The 16,976-nt window shown below is 70.2% G+C and carries 14 protein-coding genes and 1 pseudogene; 4 read left to right on the forward strand and 11 right to left on the reverse strand.

Going from position 1 to position 16,976, the window contains the following annotated elements; translation table 11 throughout:
- Nucleotides 1–498: DNA-directed RNA polymerase subunit alpha C-terminal domain-containing protein (locus AB0J04_RS41855; protein ID WP_363173943.1), on the forward strand; the 498-nt coding region annotated here is incomplete at its 5' end.
- Here the strand turns inward: AB0J04_RS41855 and AB0J04_RS41860 are convergent.
- Nucleotides 404–598, reverse strand: a pseudogene (locus tag AB0J04_RS41860) (hypothetical protein); the annotation flags it as partial. The gene AB0J04_RS41855 and the pseudogene AB0J04_RS41860 overlap by 95 nt on opposite strands.
- 413 nt (nucleotides 599–1,011) lie before the next feature.
- Nucleotides 1,012–1,323 (reverse strand): NIPSNAP family protein, encoded by a 312-nt coding sequence (locus tag AB0J04_RS41865; RefSeq protein ID WP_363173944.1) that lies wholly within the window; start codon nucleotides 1,321–1,323, stop codon nucleotides 1,012–1,014.
- Between the two features lie 119 nt (nucleotides 1,324–1,442).
- On the opposite strand from AB0J04_RS41865, the gene AB0J04_RS41870 reads away from it, so the two are divergent.
- Complete coding sequence (locus AB0J04_RS41870) at nucleotides 1,443–1,835, forward strand: hypothetical protein (protein ID WP_363173945.1); 393 nt, start codon at nucleotides 1,443–1,445, stop codon at nucleotides 1,833–1,835.
- Between the two features lie 108 nt (nucleotides 1,836–1,943).
- On the opposite strand, the gene AB0J04_RS41875 is transcribed toward AB0J04_RS41870, so the two are convergent.
- From AB0J04_RS41875 to AB0J04_RS41900, 6 genes are all read right to left on the reverse strand, one after another.
- Complete coding sequence (locus AB0J04_RS41875; RefSeq protein ID WP_363173955.1) at nucleotides 1,944–3,401, reverse strand: Fic family protein; 1,458 nt, start codon at nucleotides 3,399–3,401, stop codon at nucleotides 1,944–1,946.
- Between the two features lie 89 nt (nucleotides 3,402–3,490).
- Nucleotides 3,491–3,628, reverse strand: a complete 138-nt coding sequence (locus AB0J04_RS41880; RefSeq protein WP_363173956.1) for a hypothetical protein — start codon at nucleotides 3,626–3,628, stop codon at nucleotides 3,491–3,493.
- A gap of 208 nt (nucleotides 3,629–3,836) precedes the next feature.
- The gene (locus AB0J04_RS41885; RefSeq protein ID WP_363173946.1) at nucleotides 3,837–5,183 is read right to left on the reverse strand and encodes a UDP-glucose/GDP-mannose dehydrogenase family protein; all 1,347 of its coding nucleotides are present in this window, start codon (nucleotides 5,181–5,183) and stop codon (nucleotides 3,837–3,839) included.
- Nucleotides 5,184–5,267: 84 nt separating this feature from the next.
- Nucleotides 5,268–6,467, reverse strand: coding sequence for a hypothetical protein (locus AB0J04_RS41890; RefSeq protein WP_363173947.1), 1,200 nt, complete (start codon nucleotides 6,465–6,467; stop codon nucleotides 5,268–5,270).
- A gap of 58 nt (nucleotides 6,468–6,525) precedes the next feature.
- Complete coding sequence (locus AB0J04_RS41895; protein ID WP_363173948.1) at nucleotides 6,526–8,472, reverse strand: right-handed parallel beta-helix repeat-containing protein; 1,947 nt, start codon at nucleotides 8,470–8,472, stop codon at nucleotides 6,526–6,528.
- Nucleotides 8,469–9,761 carry a glycosyltransferase family 2 protein gene (locus AB0J04_RS41900; protein ID WP_363173949.1) on the reverse strand — a complete coding sequence of 431 codons (1,293 nt, stop codon included), beginning with the start codon at nucleotides 9,759–9,761 and terminating at the stop codon, nucleotides 8,469–8,471. The genes AB0J04_RS41895 and AB0J04_RS41900 overlap by 4 nt, the downstream gene beginning before the upstream one ends.
- Nucleotides 9,762–10,612: 851 nt before the next feature.
- Here AB0J04_RS41900 and AB0J04_RS41905 point away from each other — a divergent pair.
- On the forward strand, nucleotides 10,613–11,842 hold the full coding sequence (locus AB0J04_RS41905) for a GNAT family N-acetyltransferase (RefSeq protein WP_363173950.1): 1,230 nt from the start codon (nucleotides 10,613–10,615) through the stop codon (nucleotides 11,840–11,842).
- Nucleotides 11,843–12,310: 468 nt separating this feature from the next.
- On the opposite strand, the gene AB0J04_RS41910 is transcribed toward AB0J04_RS41905, so the two are convergent.
- From AB0J04_RS41910 to AB0J04_RS41920, 3 genes are read right to left on the reverse strand one after another with little or no spacing between them, the layout of a single operon-like run.
- A complete protein-coding gene (locus AB0J04_RS41910; protein ID WP_363173951.1) occupies nucleotides 12,311–12,841 on the reverse strand; it encodes a cupin domain-containing protein in 531 nt (176 codons plus the stop codon).
- A 21-nt stretch (nucleotides 12,842–12,862) separates the two neighbouring features.
- Nucleotides 12,863–13,915, reverse strand: a complete 1,053-nt coding sequence (locus AB0J04_RS41915) for an aminoglycoside phosphotransferase family protein (protein ID WP_363173952.1) — start codon at nucleotides 13,913–13,915, stop codon at nucleotides 12,863–12,865.
- Entirely contained in the window at nucleotides 13,912–14,916 is a 1,005-nt protein-coding gene (locus AB0J04_RS41920) for a C-terminal binding protein (protein ID WP_363173953.1), read from the reverse strand. Before AB0J04_RS41920 ends, AB0J04_RS41915 begins: the two co-directional genes overlap by 4 nt.
- 836 nt (nucleotides 14,917–15,752) lie before the next feature.
- Here AB0J04_RS41920 and AB0J04_RS41925 point away from each other — a divergent pair.
- Nucleotides 15,753–16,928 (forward strand): MFS transporter, encoded by a 1,176-nt coding sequence (locus tag AB0J04_RS41925; protein WP_363173954.1) that lies wholly within the window; start codon nucleotides 15,753–15,755, stop codon nucleotides 16,926–16,928.
- Nucleotides 16,929–16,976: the final 48 nt, after the last annotated feature.

The raw sequence follows: 16,976 nt of genomic DNA on the forward strand, positions 1-16,976 counted from the left end.
GTCACGTACAAGGTCGAGGCGACCCGTGTCGAGCAGCGCACCGACTTCGACAAGCTGATCGTCGACGTCGAGACCAAGCAGGCGATGCGTCCGCGCGACGCCATGGCCTCCGCCGGCAAGACGCTGGTCGAGCTGTTCGGGCTCGCCCGCGAGCTCAACATCGACGCCGAGGGCATCGACATGGGCCCGACCCCGGTGGACGCCGCCCTCGCCGCCGATCTGGTCATGCCGATCGAGGAGCTGGATCTCACCGTCCGTTCGTACAACTGCCTCAAGCGCGAGGGCGTCCACTCCGTGGGCGAGCTCGTGGCCCGCTCCGAGGCCGACCTGCTGGACATCCGCAACTTCGGTGCGAAGTCCATCGACGAGGTCAAGGAAAAGCTCGCCGGCATGGGCTTGGGCCTCAAGGACAGCCCGGTCGGATTCGACCCGACCGCCGCCGCCATCGGTGTGGACAGCGACGCGGACGCGGGTTTCGTGGAGACCGAGCAATACTGAGCCCTGCGACGCGCGGGTCATAGAGACACTTCGCGTACAGGGACACGAGGACCTCCACGCTGTTCCCTGCCGGCTCGGCGACCTCGGCCGGGTCGGCACCCACGCACAGCCCGCCTCGTCTGGTGCCGCGATCTCACCGAGATCGACACGGGCGAGGGCAAACTGTCCTTGGCGACGGTCATCGATCTCGCTCAACATGCCCGCGGCTGCACAGCGTTTGCGGGATCAAGACTCCGATCGACTACGAACGTCCCACGGCGCGCTACGTCACCGCCGCCATCGCCATCCAGCTCACCCTCGCACGGGCCGGCCTCGCCACCGTGCTCGTCCCCCCGGACCGCCATCGACCCGGCCGCACCCGGAATCCGTACCGCGCCCATCGAGGACCGCCCGATCCTGCGTCTGCTGTTCGCCGCGACGCGTCACACCGAGACCGCGAACCCGACGACCACGGCCGCCATCTCAGCACTGCGCACCGCCGCGCGACAGAACCGCCCCTCGCCTTCCGCCGGCCTAGGACACGGCGTCGAGCGGTCGAAGGAAGCGGCGCTCGTAGCGCTTGATGCAGCGGGTGGCACGGGCCAGTTCGAACGCCTCCTGGCACTCCGTGTCGGACATGCTGTCCGTGCGGTACTGCTCGTACGCGGCCAGGCTGGGAAAGGAGAACAGCGCGTAGGCGATGTCGCTGTCGCCCTCACTCGGCAGGAAGTAGCCGTGGTGCGTCCCGCCGAAACGGGTGACGAGCCGGACCCAGCGGCGACCGTACTCCTCGAATTCCGCGAGCTTGTCGGCGTCGATCTCGTATTTCAGATGGACAGTGATCATGCCTGCATCATGCCGGGTTGGCGGACTCTGGGTCAGTGCGCGAAGGGCGTGGCCGGCTGTCGGTCCGTGTGGGCGCGGGCGGTGACGAGTCGGTAGGAGCCAGTACCGTACCGGTCTCGATGATGTCGCAACACCCCGGTTCACGGGGCGCGATGGAGTTCGAGATCCGCAAGGTGCGGACGGTGGCCCAAGGCCGTGGGCAGCTGGTCCGTGAGCGGGAGGAACACTTCCGGCTCATGGACCGGGGCCTCACCGGCTACGAAGCGTGCCGGATCGTCGGGATCAACTACCGCACCGGCAAGCGGTGGCGAAACGGGCGCAGCCCGTCCGGCAGGACGAAGGGGGCGCGCACCAACCTCAACCCGCCCTGCACCGACCGCACTCCGCCCGCTCTCGCTGATGCCGGGCAGCGCCGCGGGGCAGCCTGTCTCACTGAATCCGGACCGTTGCGGGCCGTACTGCCTGACGGCGATTCACGACCAGGGGAGACCATCGCTGCCCACAAGTCCTGACGATTGCTCAAGCGGCCAACCTACGTGCACAGTGGCCGAGCAACGTGCTTGCGTCACAGGCAAGGTGATCGAGCGTCAGGTTCGCGGCGCGCTCGCCGACCGAGCTGCTCAGCTCAGCCCGGGTCCACTCCCACTGGACCTGCCTTGCTCGGCCGTGCCTTCGCGAGAGTCGCGCCGCCTGCCGCCCGTAGCCCCGTCCTGGGATCCGAGGGAGGCGCTGCGTCGGGTCTCCGCAAGGCAGCCGTCGACGTACCGGGCGAGGATCAGCGCGTCCTGGGGGTCGCCTGCTCGGAAGGTGATGCGACGGAGCAGGCCGACTCCGTTGAGCGCGACGCCCTCGCGGGCGAGGACGAAGAGGAGGGTGAGGAAGGCGGACCGGGCGTTGCCGTCGTCGAAGGGATGGAAGAAGCAGACGTCGAGATAGGCGCGCGCGGCGCGGGCGGTCAGGGGGAGGGGCCGCCCGCCGTCCGTTGCGCTCTCGGCCAGGCAGGCATCGAGGCGGTCGCGGGTGTTCGGGCCGATGCCGTAGCGTTCCCGGCCCCTCTTGGCGAAGGCGGGCAGGCTGCGGAACGCCGGCGGCTGCGGTGTGTGAAGGACGTGCTGCTGCCAGCCGCGGAGCAGTTCGAAATCGAGCCGGGCACCGCGCGCCGCGTCGGCCCGCATCAGCTCCAGGGCAGCGAGCAGTCCCTCCGCGCGGGCGGGATCCACGACGGCGTCGAACAAGCGGATGTCCTCCGCCGCGCCGTCGCGCGAGGGGGTCACCGGCCCGTCCGAGCCGCCGTCCGGGCCCTCCTGCCACGGCACGGCCTCGCGCACCGCGAGCCAGCGCTCCAGGTGGTCCGGTACGGGCTCGGTGGACTGTGCGGCGTCGCCCGGCCGCAGCGACAGCGCGAGCCGCTCCGCGACATCGTCCACCAGCACGGTGTCGGGGCCGGTCCAGCTCCGGAACCGCCCGCCGATCGCCTCGTCGACCAGTTCCCCCGCGACGTCGGGTGCGACCTGCCAGCGGCTGAGGAACCAGGTGAGCACCTGACGGCAGTGCCCGTGCCAGCCGCTACCGCACCCGGTACGGTCGACCACCTGCAGGATCAGGTTCCGGGCGGCGCGCTCCCACAGGATCCGCTGATCCTCGACGTCCGCCAGCTCCAGCGGGTACGCCTCGAACCATCCGGCCAGCGACTCCAGCCACCCGCGCCACTCGCACAGCGCCGCGACGACACGGGCGAGGGTCTCGTCCGGGGCGGTGATCGAGTGCCGCGGGCAACACCAGTTTCCGACCGGCCCTCCGTCGAAGTCGCCTTCGTCGTGCGCCCAGCGCCAGCCCACGGCCCAGCGGCCGTAGCGTTGGACGAGGGCATACGACATGGCGTCGGCCCAGAGCCTGGCCTCGTCCCAGCTCCAGGCACTGATCGCCGGTTCGGCGATGGGAACGTCGGGGCGGCGTGGCACTCGCCGGGCCGGCCCGAGCGAGTGCACCACCTGCGTCGCGGACGCGTTGTCGAAGGGATGACGGTCGGGGTCCGCCTCGTCCCAGCTCAGATAGCCAGGGGCCGGCTCGGGAATCACCGCCACAGCCTGTATGTCAACCCGACACCCGTTCAAGCGAATTACCCCGGGTGCCGGGTCCGCCGGCTCTGACGCACGGCCCCGCCGGCTCAGTGGCTGTCGTCGTTCCGGTCCGGCCAGTGGTGCCGGTGCCCGGCCTGGACGCGGTCGGCGTCCTCCCGCAGCCCGTCCACGCGACGGCGAGCACCCGGCGCACGCTGTTCCGACAGTCCGACCACCGATGGCATCCACGACCTCCCGGGGAGCGAGACGACAACAGGCCACTGACGCCCACGGGGACTTCCCGCCCTACGCCCGACGAGCGGAAACCCGGCCTTCCAGCCCGGGAAGCAACGACTTCTCAGGCCACACGAATGGTGACGCCGACGGGCCGGGCCGGGCCGTGGCCATGGCCACGCCCGGCTTGGCGGGCAACACCGCCTACCGGGCGTGCGATCAGGGTCGGCCCAGCGCGCGGTACTCCCAGCCTGCGCCGCGCCACTGTGCGGGGTCGAGGGCGTGCCGCCCGTCGACGATCCGGCGCCGGGACACGACCGCGCCCAGGGCGTGCGGTTCGATCTCCCGGAACTCGGACCACTCGGTGAGCAGCACCACGACGTCCGCCCCGGCGGCCGCGCCGAGCACGTCTGTGCCGTAGGTCAGGTCCGGGTAGGCGCGCCGGGCGTTCTCGGTGGCCGCGGGGTCGACGACGGTCACCTGGGCACCGGAGCGGTGCAGGGTTCTGGCCACGTCCAGCGCCGGAGCGTCGCGGATGTCGTCGGAGTTGGGCTTGAAGGCCGCGCCCAGCGCGGTCACCCGGGCGCCGGCCAGCTCGCCGCCGACCAGCTCGCGGACCAGGTCCACCGTGCGGGCCCGGCGCCGCTGGTTGATGGCGTCGACCTCGCGCAGGAAGGCGACGGCCTGGCCGACGCCGAGTTCCTCGGCGCGATGGCTGAAGGCCCGGATGTCCTTGGGCAGGCAGCCGCCGCCGAAGCCGAGACCGGGCTTGAGGAACCGGCCGCCGATCCGGTCGTCGTAGGCCAGCGCGGTCGCGAGGCCGGTGACGTCGGCGCCGGTCGCCTCGCAGACCTCCGCCATGGCGTTGATGTAGGAGATCTTGGTGGCGAGGAAGGAGTTGGCGGCGACCTTGACCAGTTCGGCGGTGGGCAGATCGGTGACGACCACCGGGGTGCCCTGGGCGATCACCGGGGCGAAGGCGGCGCGCAGCTGCCCCTCGGCCCACTGCGACGCCGTGCCGAAGACCAGGCGGTCGGGGCGCAGGGTGTCGTCGACGGCGTAGCCCTCGCGCAGGAACTCCGGGTTCCAGGCGAGTTCGACGTCCGTCCCGGCCGGCGCCGTGCGCTGGACGAGGTCCGTGAGCCGGGCGGCGGTGCCCACCGGGACGGTGGACTTGCCGACCACCAGGGTGCGTCTGCGCAGGTGCTGGGCGAGTTCTCCCACCGCGCTGTCGACGTAGCGCATGTCCGCCGCGTGCGAGCCCTGCTGTTGGGGCGTGCCCACGCAGACGAAGTGGATGTCGCCGAATTCGCCGGCCTCGGCGAAGCTCGTGGTGAACCGCAGCCGACCGGTGTCGAGGGCCTTCGCGAGCAGTTCCGGGAGGCCGGGCTCGAAGAAGGGCACCTCGCCCGAGTTCAGCCGCTGGATCTTGACCGGGTCGACGTCCACGCCGAGGACGTCGAAGCCCAGGACGGCCATGCAGATGGCGTGGGTGGCACCGAGGTAGCCGGTGCCTATGACGGTGAGGCGGGGCGCGTTTGTGTGGGTGTCGTCCGAAGTGGTCACGGTGGTCTCCAGAGGTGTGTGCGGGCATGTCGGCCCGCCGCATGGGCCGGTGGCGGCCTGCGGAACCGTTGGGGAAGGGTGTGGTCAGGAGGCGCAGTCGACGTTGGCGAGGCCCTCGGCCGCGTCGTTCGCCTTGTTGTCGCAGGTGACTTTGTTGCCGTCGGACGTGAGGTGGAAGCCGTAGCCGGGGCCGTCCACGTTCGCGGTGTTGCCCCGGAAGGTGTTGCCGGTGCCCCAGCCGCTGACGATCTGGTGGGTCTGGAAGCCGTCTTGAGGGGAGTGGCTCCCCGTGTTGCCCTGGAGCAGCCAGCCGTTGCCCTTCACGTCGACCCAGGAGTCGTTGTTGTGGGAGCTGCTCAGTTTCGATCCGTCGAAGGTGTTGTCGATGACCTTGCCGTCGCTGGTGCCTTCCTTGATGTCGATGGACTCCGCGGTGGTGTCGCTGATGTGGTTGCCGAGTACCACGTTGCGGTCGCTGGTGTCCGTCTTGCAGTCACTCACGGTGCACCAGTTGGATTTGGCGGTGCCGATGTAGATGCCTTCGCCGTACTTCTCGCGGCGTAGCCCGGTGGTGCGGACGGTGTTGCCCCGGATCATGTTGTCCGAGCTGAAGTCGCGCAGGTGGATGCCCTCGTCGCCGATCTGTTCGACGGTGAGGCCCTGGATGACGGTGCCCACCACGCCGTCCGCCATCACGCCCTTCTGTGCGTTGCGGACGGTGAAGCCGACCAGCCTCCAGTAGCTGACGTGGTTCAGGTGGAAGGCGTAGCCGTCGTCGGCGCCGCCGCCGTCGACGACCGCTGCGGAACCTCCGCACAGGAAGATCGGCTTCGCGGCCGTGCCGGAGGTCTCGGCGGTGAAGTTGCCCGCGTAGGTGCCGTTGGCCAGGGAGATGCTGTCTCCGGGTTGGGCCTGGGAGAGTGCCTGCTCCAGGGTGGCGGCGTCGCTCACCTTGACGGAGGCGGCCGGGCACGTGACCGCGGAGTCGGGTACTGAGCCGCTGGTGGCCTGCGAGGTCGGGGCCTTGGGGGTGGCCGACCGGGTGGGCAGGGCCGACGGGGCGGCTCCGGTCGAGGGCGCCTCGGTGGCCGAGGCCCTGGGACCGGCCGTGGTGGCCCCGGCCGTCTCCTTCGGGTCCTCCCCGCCGCCGCCCGCCACCGCTACGACGAGCGCGGCCAGGGCGAGCAGGAACGCGCCGGCGGACAGCCAGACGGCCGCCTGCCGGAAGCGGCTGCCCCCCGGGGTGGGCGGCGGGGTCGACGGTGTGGTCGGCGTGGATGACATGGGCGGTAGCTCCGGTCCGTCCGGTCGGGCAGTCGGCATGGGGTGTAGGGGCCAGAGGTCAGCGGGGCGGGTTGCCCGCCTGGGCGGACTGGGGAGTCAGCGCGCGCAGAGTGGTGGTCTCCTCGTCGTCCTTGGTGAACCAGCCCGGCTGAGGCGCCTGACGGACGGGGACCTCTCTGACGGCGCCGGCCAGCGGCCTCTTGTCGTCGTAGGGGTGGACGCCCAGGATTCCTCGTCCGACGCGTCGGCGGCCACGGCGGCTCTGGCGTCCGCCCAGCACCGCGGAGAACAGGATGAGCAGCAGCATGCCCGCCCAGAGCAGCGTCATGGGACTGGCGTAGTGCCGGAACTTGATCCAGAAGGAACTGGTGTCGTGCCAGGCGAACGTCTGGTTCTGCTTGACGGTGATGCGGCCGTGGGCGCGGGTGGTGTCCACGGCGCTCGGGCCCACCCCCGAGATGACGTTGTAGGAGACGAGGGACTTGTCGACCGCCCCGACGAGGCTGATCCCGTGATTGGTGCCGTCCTGGACGGTGTTGCCGCGTATCTCGGCGACCGAGTCCCGTACGTAGATGCCGGTGTCGGTGCTTTCGACGATGTTGCCGGTGATCGTCGCGGCGGTCACGCCGTCGCGCACCGAGATGCCCTGTCTCGACTGGCCGCTGAGGTGGTTTCCGGTGATGGCCACCTTGGTGGCGTCCTTGCGGGCCACGATGCCCATGTCGCCGCCCTCGACACGGTTGTTCTGCACGCCGACGTCCGTGCCGCCGAAGACCTCGATGCCGTAGTGGCCGTTGTCCTTGGCGGTGCTGTCGGACACGGAGTTGGATCCGTAACTGCTGATGGACTCGCCCGAGGCCGAGGGACCGCTCGCGAGCGGCCGGCCGCTGAGTGTGAAGCCGTTGCCGCCGTTGCCGGAGGCCGTGGAGCCACTGATCCTGACCTGCTCGGTGGCACGGGCCAGCACGAACCCGTCGCCGCCGTTGTCCTTGGAGACGGTCCGCTCGACCACCGCGTTGGTGACGAACCGGTGCAGGACCACACCGTGTTCGAGGCTCTTCTGCACCGTGCTGTCGCTGATGCTGACCCCGTTGGCGCCGGAGATGAACATGCCGTAGGCGTTGCCCGTGAGGGTGGAGTGCCCGATCTCCGCCGAGACGTACGAGAGGCTGGGCACCGAGAACCGGGTGTCCGGCGTGGCCAGCGATCCGGAGGGCTGGGCCACCACGTCCCCGCTGCCCGCGTCCGAGTCCGAGGACGCCTTCGAGTCCTTGATGTTGCCGGTGTCGGGGCGGTCGGTGCCGGTGAGGCTCAGGCCGCCGGTGCGACCGCTCCAGAAGCCGAGGTCGCTGACCTTGGCGTACGTCATGGAGAACTGGCCGCCGATGGCACGGATGTAGGCCCGGCCGTCCCTCACGTCCGTGTCCGGCTTGTTCTTCTTGTCGTCCCAGGCGGTGATCCGCATGGGCGCCTGCGGGGTGCCCTCCAGGGTGAGCCGGCCGCCGAAGGACACGATGCTCACGAAGCCCTTGTTGCTGCTGGCCATCCGCAGGGTCAGCCCGCCGGGGTTGGACAGCTTCAGCTTGGCCCCGGCGTTGAGATAGAGGTTCTCGGTCAGCAGGTAGGAACCGTCCCGCTCGCGGACGAACGTCTGCGGGGCCAGCTCCAGCAGGTCCGAGACGGTGTAGGCGTTGCTGCGCTGGGTGAGGACCAGGGTGTAGCCGCTGCCGGTGTCCAGTCGGTACGGCGCCTTCCACTGACCGCCCTTGAGGGGGGCGACTGCGGCAACGGCGCGGACCTGGTCCAGGCGGTGGTCCTCCGCGGCTACGAGCGCGGTCTCGTTCTCCGCGTCCGTGGCGTTGACCTGCTGCTTGTCGTCTCCGTCGGCGGCCGGGGCGCCGGCTGCCGAGAGGAGGACAAGACCGGCGGCGAGGGACAGCACGACCGCGCCGGCCCGAAGCATCCGCAGTGCGGAGCCGACGGAGGAAAGGTGATGACGCGTCATGACTGCTGCACCTCCGGCCACGAGGCCGTGGCGGTCCGGGTCGCGCCGCCGAGGGACGCCGAGTTCTGTCCCTCGCCGCCGACGCTGTCGCTGGTGCGGGTCAGCCAGCCCTGCTTGTTCATGGTGACGAAGGCGAACAGCTTGATCGGCAACGAGATCATGATGACGACGAGTGCCAGCACCGGCAGCAACAACACCTCTTGCGGATGTCTGCGCAGATGGGAGTATCCGCGGATGCCGCGTCCCACGAGGAGCCAGATCAGCACCAGGACCACGCCGCGGCCGGTCAGTTCCAGGCGGCTGAAGAGCAGATACCCGAGCGCCATGCCCATCGTGACCGGCGTCAGCAGGATCTGCAGCACGGTGATCTTGGTGACCAGAGGGACTCTCCAGAGCCAGCCCTTGTACAGGGCGGTCAGATAGCAGCGGTAGGAGTTCCGGCTCCAGCGCACCCGCTGCTTGACGAAGGCGCGGAACGAGGAAGGGAACATCGACATCGCCCGCGCGGAGGACTGGTGCACGGTCTTGTAACCGGATGCCAGCACCAGCCAGGTCAACCGTCCGTCGTCGCCGGCTACACAGCGTCGGCCCAGGAAGAACTCGTTCTCCAGGTTCTCCAGCACGGGCTCGATCGCGGCCCGCCGATAGGCCGCCGTACGGCCGGACAGGCAGGCCACGGCACCCGCCCGCCCCATGGCGGGGACGTAGTCGTAGTAGCGAAGGTTGACCAGCCAGTCGGCGACGCGCCGCCAGATGCTGGTCCGGCGCTGGTAGACGTTCTGCTGGGTGCCGACGCCGCCGACCGCGGGGTCGACGAACGGCATCTGGACGGCGGCCAGCAGGCCCGGCTCCCAGCGGGTGTCCGAGTCCACCAGCACTATGAGTTCGCTCGTCGCGGCGCGGATGCCCACACCCAGCGCCGACCGCTTGCCGCGGTGCTCGAACGCCAGCACCCGGACGCGGGGATCCTGCACCTGCGCCAGCCGGTGCAGAACCTCCTTGTCCTCCACGTCCGGGACGATGATGACCTCGGTGGGATCCTGGCCCAGCCAGGTGTCCAGGCAGTCCACCAGGATGTCCGCGTCCTCGCGGTACGCCGGAACCACCACCGACACCGTGGTCCGGTAGTTGTTCACGACGGGCTTGGCGAACCGGGAGAGCACCGCCCGATAGAGCCACAGCCCCCAGACGAAGACGCCTGCGATGCCCAGTGGCATCACCTCGCGCCATGACGTCTCGGCGGTCGCCGTGACTATCCATGACCAGAAATCGTCGAAGAAGCTCGACACGTACCCAGACCCCCCAGTCGGAGCATTGCCCAAACACATGGGCGAAATGTTCGATGTTCGCGGTTTACACGGCGAAATCTAGGGCCGAAACGACCTCTCTCGGCACACAGGCAACACAAAATTCACCTGTGACATCCACAGAACGTTCACAATGCGAGCACCACTTCAGCGAACAGCCCACTGCCGCATCGCGCACATCAAGCCACTGTCCAGTGATCTGACGGATCGACACATGCGGTGCGCCGTACGGCATTTGAGCTCACCCCGGGCGAACAACGCCCCCTCCCCCGCCGCACCCGACACTCAAGCACCGCAGCCTTCACAGGAGCAAAGCTCATGTGACGCACGTCACATCCCCAGGATCCGGGCTGGTGAACGCCTGTCACACACTGCTCACCGAACCGCCATCTCGCGCAGAGTTGCCGGGAAGCCGAAGACCCGGGCCGGAAGCGACGGCCGCGCCGAGCGGGAAGAGCGGTGACGACACCGATGCGGTCGGGGATGCGGTTCACCCCAGGACAGCAGGCGCTCGGAAGCCGAGGGCGCCCGTGCGATCGTCGTGGCCCATACCGACGTCAGCCGACGGACGATGTCCACGATGCCGCACCGGCTCCACCCCCGTCGGATTCACCGTCGCTCCGCACCGCCCGCTCCGAGCTGAGCAGACGAGGGGCCCGGGGTGCCACCGACGTCCAAGGCCGACCTGTACGCCGCGATCGCATGTCGGCGTCCACACGGGGCGGCGGCCGCGGGCCCGGCCGTAATTCGCTTGCCCCGGCTGCGGGTCAACGCTGCACTGTGGCCGGACACCACGAGTTGTGGTGGCGGTATTCGAGGAGGCAGCGGCGGCAATGGAGATTCGTTCCACTACCGACAAGGATCTCGACGTCTTCGTCGACACCGTCCATGCCGCGTTCGGGCTCTTCCCGGAAACCCCGGTCGAGGGCGGCGGGCTCTGGTGGTCGGCCCTCGAAACGGACCGCTGCCTGCTCGCCCTGACGGTGGACGGGCGGCCCGTCGGCACCGCCGCCACGCACTCCTTCGAGCTCACCCTGCCCGGTGAGGCCCTCGTCCCGGCCGCCGGGGTGACCGCCGTCGGCGTCCTGCCCTCGCACCGGCGCCAGGGCGTGCTCAGGAAAATGATGCGGCATCAGCTCACCGAGCTGCGGGCCGGCGGGGAGATCCTCTCCGTACTGCTGTCCTCCGAGGCCTCGATCTACGGCAGGTTCGGCTACGGACCGGCGACCTACACGGCGCGGCTGACGGTGCCGCGCCACAGGGCCGCCCTCGCCGTTCCCCGGGCACGCGCAGTGGCCCAGGCACCAGCGACCGGCTCGGACAACAGCTCGGTCGACGTGCTGCGTCGGGCCGAGTGCGGCGAGATTCTGGAAGCGGTCTACGACCGGTACCGCCGCGCCCAGGCCGGCGCGCTGTCCCGGCCGCACCGCTGGTGGGCGTTGCGCGCGGGGCAGCCCCCGATCTCGCCGGCGCCGCGCTACGTCGCCGTCCACCGGGATGCCGACGGCGTCCCGGACGGGTACGCCAGCTACTCGATCGAGTCCGGCACCCTGACGGTCGACGAGACCGTCGCCACCGACGACGCCGTCTTCACGGCCCTGGCCCTGTTCGTACTCGGACACGACCTGGTCTCTCAGGTCGTGTTCAAGCACGTCCCGCCCGGGCACCCGCTGCGCTGGCAGTTCGCGGACTTCCGCGCCGGCGAGGTGAGCGGCGACATGGACTGGCTCTGGGTGCGGCTGCTGGACGTCCCGCGTGCTCTGACCGCGCGCGGCTGGTTCACGGACGGCGAGCTCGTCCTCGACGTCGACGACCCGTTCCTCGGCGAACACGACCGTTACCTGCTGACCGTCCGGGACGGCAAGGCCGACTGCGTCCCGACGGACCGAGAGCCCGACCTGTCCCTGGACGTGCGCGACCTGGGCTCCGTCTACCTCGGCGGCACCGCCCCGAGCACGCTCGTGCGTGCCGGACACATCAGGGCCCACCGCCCGGGCGCGGCCACCCTCGCCGACGCCCTCTTCCGCGCCGAGCGCTCCCCGCACTGCCTGCACTGGTTCTGACCACGTGCTCGCCGACCCTGCACAAGTCTCGTTCGTCGGCTGCTCGTTCGGCCCGACGAACAGGCCGGAGACGAAGCAACGGGAGTACGCCGAGGGTCGACGGCGACTTTGCACCATGGATCAGGGACAGGGGAACGGGGCTGACCGCGAACTCGCGGGGATCCGCTCGGCGGGCCGGGCCCGAGACGCGATCCTGCGCGACGCGGTCCCACACGTACCTGCCCACCACGCTGCCGTCGGCGCGCACGGCCCGGAGCATGAAGAAATTCGAGATTCCTTTCGTCGCGATGGCGTCCGTCCACGTTCAGCGGGTCGCTCTCGCCGTCCACGCAGACAGAATCGTGGATCCATCTGATGGACGTCGACCGGGCCGTGAGCCTCCGGATCGACCGGCACCGTTGCATAGGAGTCGCCCTTGCGCAGGGCGAAAGAACCACGGCTGCCGCGTCGTCCGCGGACTCCGCCGCGTCAGGCGTCGTGTTCCGCGCCGACGAGGACGAAGGCCATCGTGACCGGTTGGTCGCCGTGGTTGCGCCAGCCGTGGCGCGTGCCGTTCTGGATCACGATGTCCCCGGTCGAGAGGTGGGTGCGGTGGCCGTCGTCGAGTTCGAGGACGATCTCGCCCTGGAGCACGATGCCGTAGTCCACCGTGGGCGTCGTGTGCATGCCGTCGGGCTCCATGAGGTCGGCGATGCCGGGCGAGTCTGCGCGCTGCTCGTGGTCGAAGGCGACGGGGTCGAAGGTCGGGTCGGCCATCGCGGTGTCCGGCGGGAAGGTCAGGACGACGAACCGTGTGCCGCCGGGCGCCGGGAGCAGGCTGGTGACCTTGGGCGTGGGGTCCTCCCCGGTCGGGCTGACCGGTTCGCCGGGGTCGGTGGCCCACGGCAGCCGGGACACCCAGCCCGGCAGGCTGGTGAACTCCCGGCTGCGAGGGACGGGGCCGTCGCTGACGACGATCGACCTGCCGTTCTCGTCGTGGCCGGTGACGACTCTGCGCATGTCCGTCTCTCCTCGGTCGGGTCAGTCGGGTCGGTTGCTGTCGGCCCCGGTCGGGGCTTCGAGCGCGGTCGCCCAGGCGACCACGGCGTCCGCCGTCGTGGGGGCGGGTGCCCGCAGCAGGGCGGATGCCGCCGTGCGGACGAGCTGCCGGTGTCGAGCGTCCGTGAGGTACTCCACCGGCGACTTGCCGTCCACGCGTGCGAGCAGCAGCGCGGGCAGCAGTGACGCGGCCCGTGCTTCGAGGGCCGGCCGCGGCTCCCAGTCGACGCACCGGCCGTAGGCCTCGGCCAACACGCGGGCGGATCGCAGGAGTTCCTCCCTGCGCGCGGGCACCACCAGAGCCTTGAGCAGCAGATGGTTGACGCAGAAGGCCAGGTCGAAGGCCGGGTCTCCGTACCAGGCGCACTCGGCGTCCAGCAGCACGGGCCCGGACGGTCCGACGAGGATGTTCTTCGGGCTGACGTCGCCGTGCACCAGAGCCAGGTGCGTGCCGGCCGTGCGGTCGGCGAGGCCCTGGAGGATGTCGCCCAGGGCGGGGTGCGCGGCGGCGGTGGCCAGGAGGTACGGCTCGATGCGCAGCGCGTGGAAGTTGTCGTCGGTGGCGAACTCCGCGGCAAGGTCGGCGTCGCCCGCGCCGGCCGCGTGCAGGGCGCCGAGGAGTTCTCCGACGGCGGCCGCGGTCGGCACCCGCACCTCGCCGTCCAGCAGCTGTGCCTTCCACATCGGGTACCGCTCGGGCGGCAGGAACGCCATCGCGAAGACGCCGGCTTCGGGGTCGTGGGCCAGCAGTTCGGGCACACTGTCCGGGCGGTGCCGGGACGCGAACCGCATCCACGCCCATTCGTAGGCGTTGCGCGACACCGGCGCCTGCCAGTCGGCAGCGACCTTCAGCTTGGCCAGGGCACGTTTGACACAGAGGGAACGTCCCGGCAGGTCCACTCGCCACAGGTCGGACGAGACGCCGCCGGCCAGCGGAGTCCAGCGTGCCGCTTCGCCGGGCGCGGCGAGCCCGTGGGCGGTGAGGAAGTCGGTCAGCGCGGGTTCCGGGGTCGCCTGCGCGGGGGGCCGGCTCATCGCCGGTCCCCCTGCCCGGTGGGCAGACCGTGGGGCGCGTTGCAGGCGTGGGCCGGTGTCCCGCCCGCCAGGATCCGTACGACTTCCTCCGCCGCGCGGCGGCGCAGCTCCGTGACCGAGGCGTCGGAGGAGAAGGCGATGTGCGGGGTGAGGAGCGCGCCCGGCTGGTCCAGCAGTGCGGTGGGGACGTGCGGTTCGCTCTCCAGTACGTCGAACGCGGCGCCGTCCAGGTGCCCGCCCTCCAGCGCCTTGATCACCGCGTCGGTGTCCACCAGGCCGCCCCGGCTGACGTTGACCAGCAGGCCACCCGGCTTCATCAGCGCCAACTGCTCGGCGCCGACGATGTGGTGCGTGTCCGCGGTGAGCGGCACGTGGAGGATCACCACGTCGCTGCGGCGCAGCAGCTCCTCCAGACCGACCATCTCCACTCCGGGGGCGTCCTTCGGCGGGTACGGGTCATGAGCCAGGATCCGACTGCCGAACGCGCCGAGCTTGCGGGCGGTGGCGCGTCCGATGCGTCCGTATCCGACGACTCCGCAGGTCAGCGTCGACAGCCGGCGCAACCGGGCGCCGGCGGGGTTCCAGCGGCCCGCACGGACCTCCCGGTCGGACAGGGCCAGGCCACGCGTCCAGGCCAAGGCCATGCCGACGGCGTGGTCGGAGACCTCTTCGACGCAGTAGTCCGGCACGTTGGTGACCCACACACCGTGCTCGGTGGCGGTGTCCACGGCGATGTTGTCGAGGCCGACACCGAGCCGGGCCACGATCCGCAGATCCGGCGAGGCGCTGATCGCGGTCGCGGAGACCGGGGCCCAGCAGGTCAGGATTCCGGCGGGCCGGTGCTCGGCCACCAGTTCTTCGATCGCCTCGGCGGAGGCGGGATCGGCCGGGCCGGTCACCAGGGTGTGGCCCGCCTCCTCGATGATCGATCGCTCGACGCGGTCGTCGGGCCAGGCGTGGTCGGTGAGCAGCACGGTGCCGGGGCGGCTCGGTGGATTCATGGCAGGTAGTCCTCGCAGAGTCGTACGGCCGCGGCGGACGGCCGGGCGTCACGCCCGGTCGCATCCGGTGAGCGGGTCTGATCGCCGCCCGCAAGGGCGGTAGCCGGCGTGTCCGATGGCCGACGGCCGCCAGGGGCGGGGGTGGAGAAGGTCGCTGAGCTCGGGTCGGGTGGTGCAGGCGCTCGCCGACTTGTGGTCGGGCAGGCGCCGCCGTACGCCCCCTGGAACGGGTCGCGAGATACCGGGGCACGTCTGATCACTTTGTCACAGCCACGTGATGCTAACGATAGCATTCACCGCCTTCGACACGTCAAGAGTGCGGCGCACACCCATCCCCGGCGCCCGTCCGGCAGCGCGCATCGGGAGTGATGGAACCCGCTCCTCACGGGCAAGGGCAGGACCGACGAAGAAATACCCTCTTCACATCTTGACGCGCCGGAGACTTCCCCCTCATGGTTTCTGCCAGCGCCGACTGTGTGTGACGGATAAGTGTCCACACGAGGTCCGGCTGTCGAAGACGCCATAGCCACGGACGTCCCCGGCGGGCGATACACGGCTGAATTCCGCATGCGGCGTCCGACCGCGCGGCAGTACGTCGCCCCCCATTCCGCCGGCGACGACGGCATCGCCGTCGCCGTCTCGAGTCCGTGTTCAGCTCACCGCTTCTCGTCGTCGCCGTACGGCCCCGTACGGCGATGGATTCGCCGCGGCCTGCCGTGGCCCATTCCTCCTCAGGAGCCGCTATGACTCAAGCAGCGCAAGTCGACACCGGTGCGGTGCCCGCCGGCGAAACACAGGAAAGCAGCCGACCGCCCATTTCACGCCCGATGATCGGGATGGGCTTTCTGCTGATCGTCCTCTCCTACATGGTCAACGCGATGGATCGGCAGGTCTTCCCGCCCCTGCTGCCGAACATCCGTGCGGAGTACGGGTTCTCGCTGGAGCAGGGCGGACTGCTGGCGACGAACTTCACCCTCGGCATGGCCCTGGCCGGCCTGCCCGCGGGCTACCTGCTGGACCGTTTCCGCCGCAAGACCGTGCTGCTGGCCAGCATCGTGATCTACTCCCTGGGCACGATGGCCACGCCCCTGGCCACCGGATTCGCCGACATGAGCGTGTACCGGATCGTCTCCGGCTTCGGCGAGGGCATGCAGTCCGCCGCCATCTTCGCGGCGCTCGGCGCCTTCTTCGCCCACCGTCGCGGCCTCGCCTTCGGCTTCATCGGCGTGGGCTACTCGGTCGGCGTGTTCATCGCCCCGCTCATCGGCGTCCGGCTCATGAGCGCGCACGGCACCTGGCACTCGCCCTTCTACCTGTTCGGCACGGCCGGGCTGCTGATCGCCGCCGTCGCCCTGTTCCTCGTGAAAACCGGCCTGACCGAGCACTCCGTCGAGAAGGTCGCCTCGACCAGGACCTACGAGTACATGCCGGCCTCCGCCTACAACCGCAACACCACCGCGCTGGCCGTCCACTCGGTCGTCAGCGGTGTCGCCCTCTACGGGTTCCTCGGCCTCTACCCGACATACCTCATCACCTCGCTGCACTACTCCGCCGGACAGGCCGCACTGGCCATGAGCCTCCTCGGGTTCGGCGGCATGACGGCCGTGTTCGGCGGCTGGCTCGGCGACCGCTTCAACCAGCGCAACCTGCTGATCCTGAGCCTGCTGGCCGTCTCCGCCATCGGCGTGTGCATCTACCAGACGCATGCCTCTGTGGGGGTGCAGTGCGTGTTCGCCTTCCTCATGGGCGCCTTCGGGCTGGGTTTCATCTACCCCAACACCAACAGCACGATGCAGCGGGCCGTCCGCCCCGACATGATCGGACGCGCCTCCGGTCTCTTCGTCACCAGCTACTACGGACCGGCGGCGTTCTCGGGCCTGCTCTTCGCCGCCCTGGTGGACTCCTTCGGCTGGAGCCAGGCCGGACTGCTGCAGGTCACGGTCCTGCCGCTGCTGGGCGTCGCCGCCCTCACCTTCGTCCGCACCTCGCGGTTCAACAACGCGGTCCGCTAGCGGACCCGCCCACCACCTACATCACAGGGCCTGCCCACCGCCGAGCGG

Origin of the sequence: Streptomyces sp. NPDC050263, assembly GCF_040655955.1 — a bacterium.
Taxonomy (GTDB): Bacteria; Actinomycetota; Actinomycetes; order Streptomycetales; family Streptomycetaceae; genus Streptomyces.

Coding starts and splice junctions, on each gene's coding strand:
- AB0J04_RS41925 (WP_363173954.1), top strand. CDS start 15,753: ATGGGCTTTCTGCTGATCGTCCTCTCCTACATGGTCAACGCGATGGAT.
- AB0J04_RS41905 (WP_363173950.1), top strand. CDS start 10,613: ATGGAGATTCGTTCCACTACCGACAAGGATCTCGACGTCTTCGTCGAC.
- AB0J04_RS41880 (WP_363173956.1), bottom strand. CDS start 3,628: ATGCCATCGGTGGTCGGACTGTCGGAACAGCGTGCGCCGGGTGCTCGC.
- AB0J04_RS41890 (WP_363173947.1), bottom strand. CDS start 6,467: ATGTCATCCACGCCGACCACACCGTCGACCCCGCCGCCCACCCCGGGG.
- AB0J04_RS41895 (WP_363173948.1), bottom strand. CDS start 8,472: ATGACGCGTCATCACCTTTCCTCCGTCGGCTCCGCACTGCGGATGCTT.
- AB0J04_RS41920 (WP_363173953.1), bottom strand. CDS start 14,916: ATGAATCCACCGAGCCGCCCCGGCACCGTGCTGCTCACCGACCACGCC.
- AB0J04_RS41865 (WP_363173944.1), bottom strand. CDS start 1,323: ATGATCACTGTCCATCTGAAATACGAGATCGACGCCGACAAGCTCGCG.
- AB0J04_RS41870 (WP_363173945.1), top strand. CDS start 1,443: ATGATGTCGCAACACCCCGGTTCACGGGGCGCGATGGAGTTCGAGATC.
- AB0J04_RS41910 (WP_363173951.1), bottom strand. CDS start 12,841: ATGCGCAGAGTCGTCACCGGCCACGACGAGAACGGCAGGTCGATCGTC.
- AB0J04_RS41915 (WP_363173952.1), bottom strand. CDS start 13,915: ATGAGCCGGCCCCCCGCGCAGGCGACCCCGGAACCCGCGCTGACCGAC.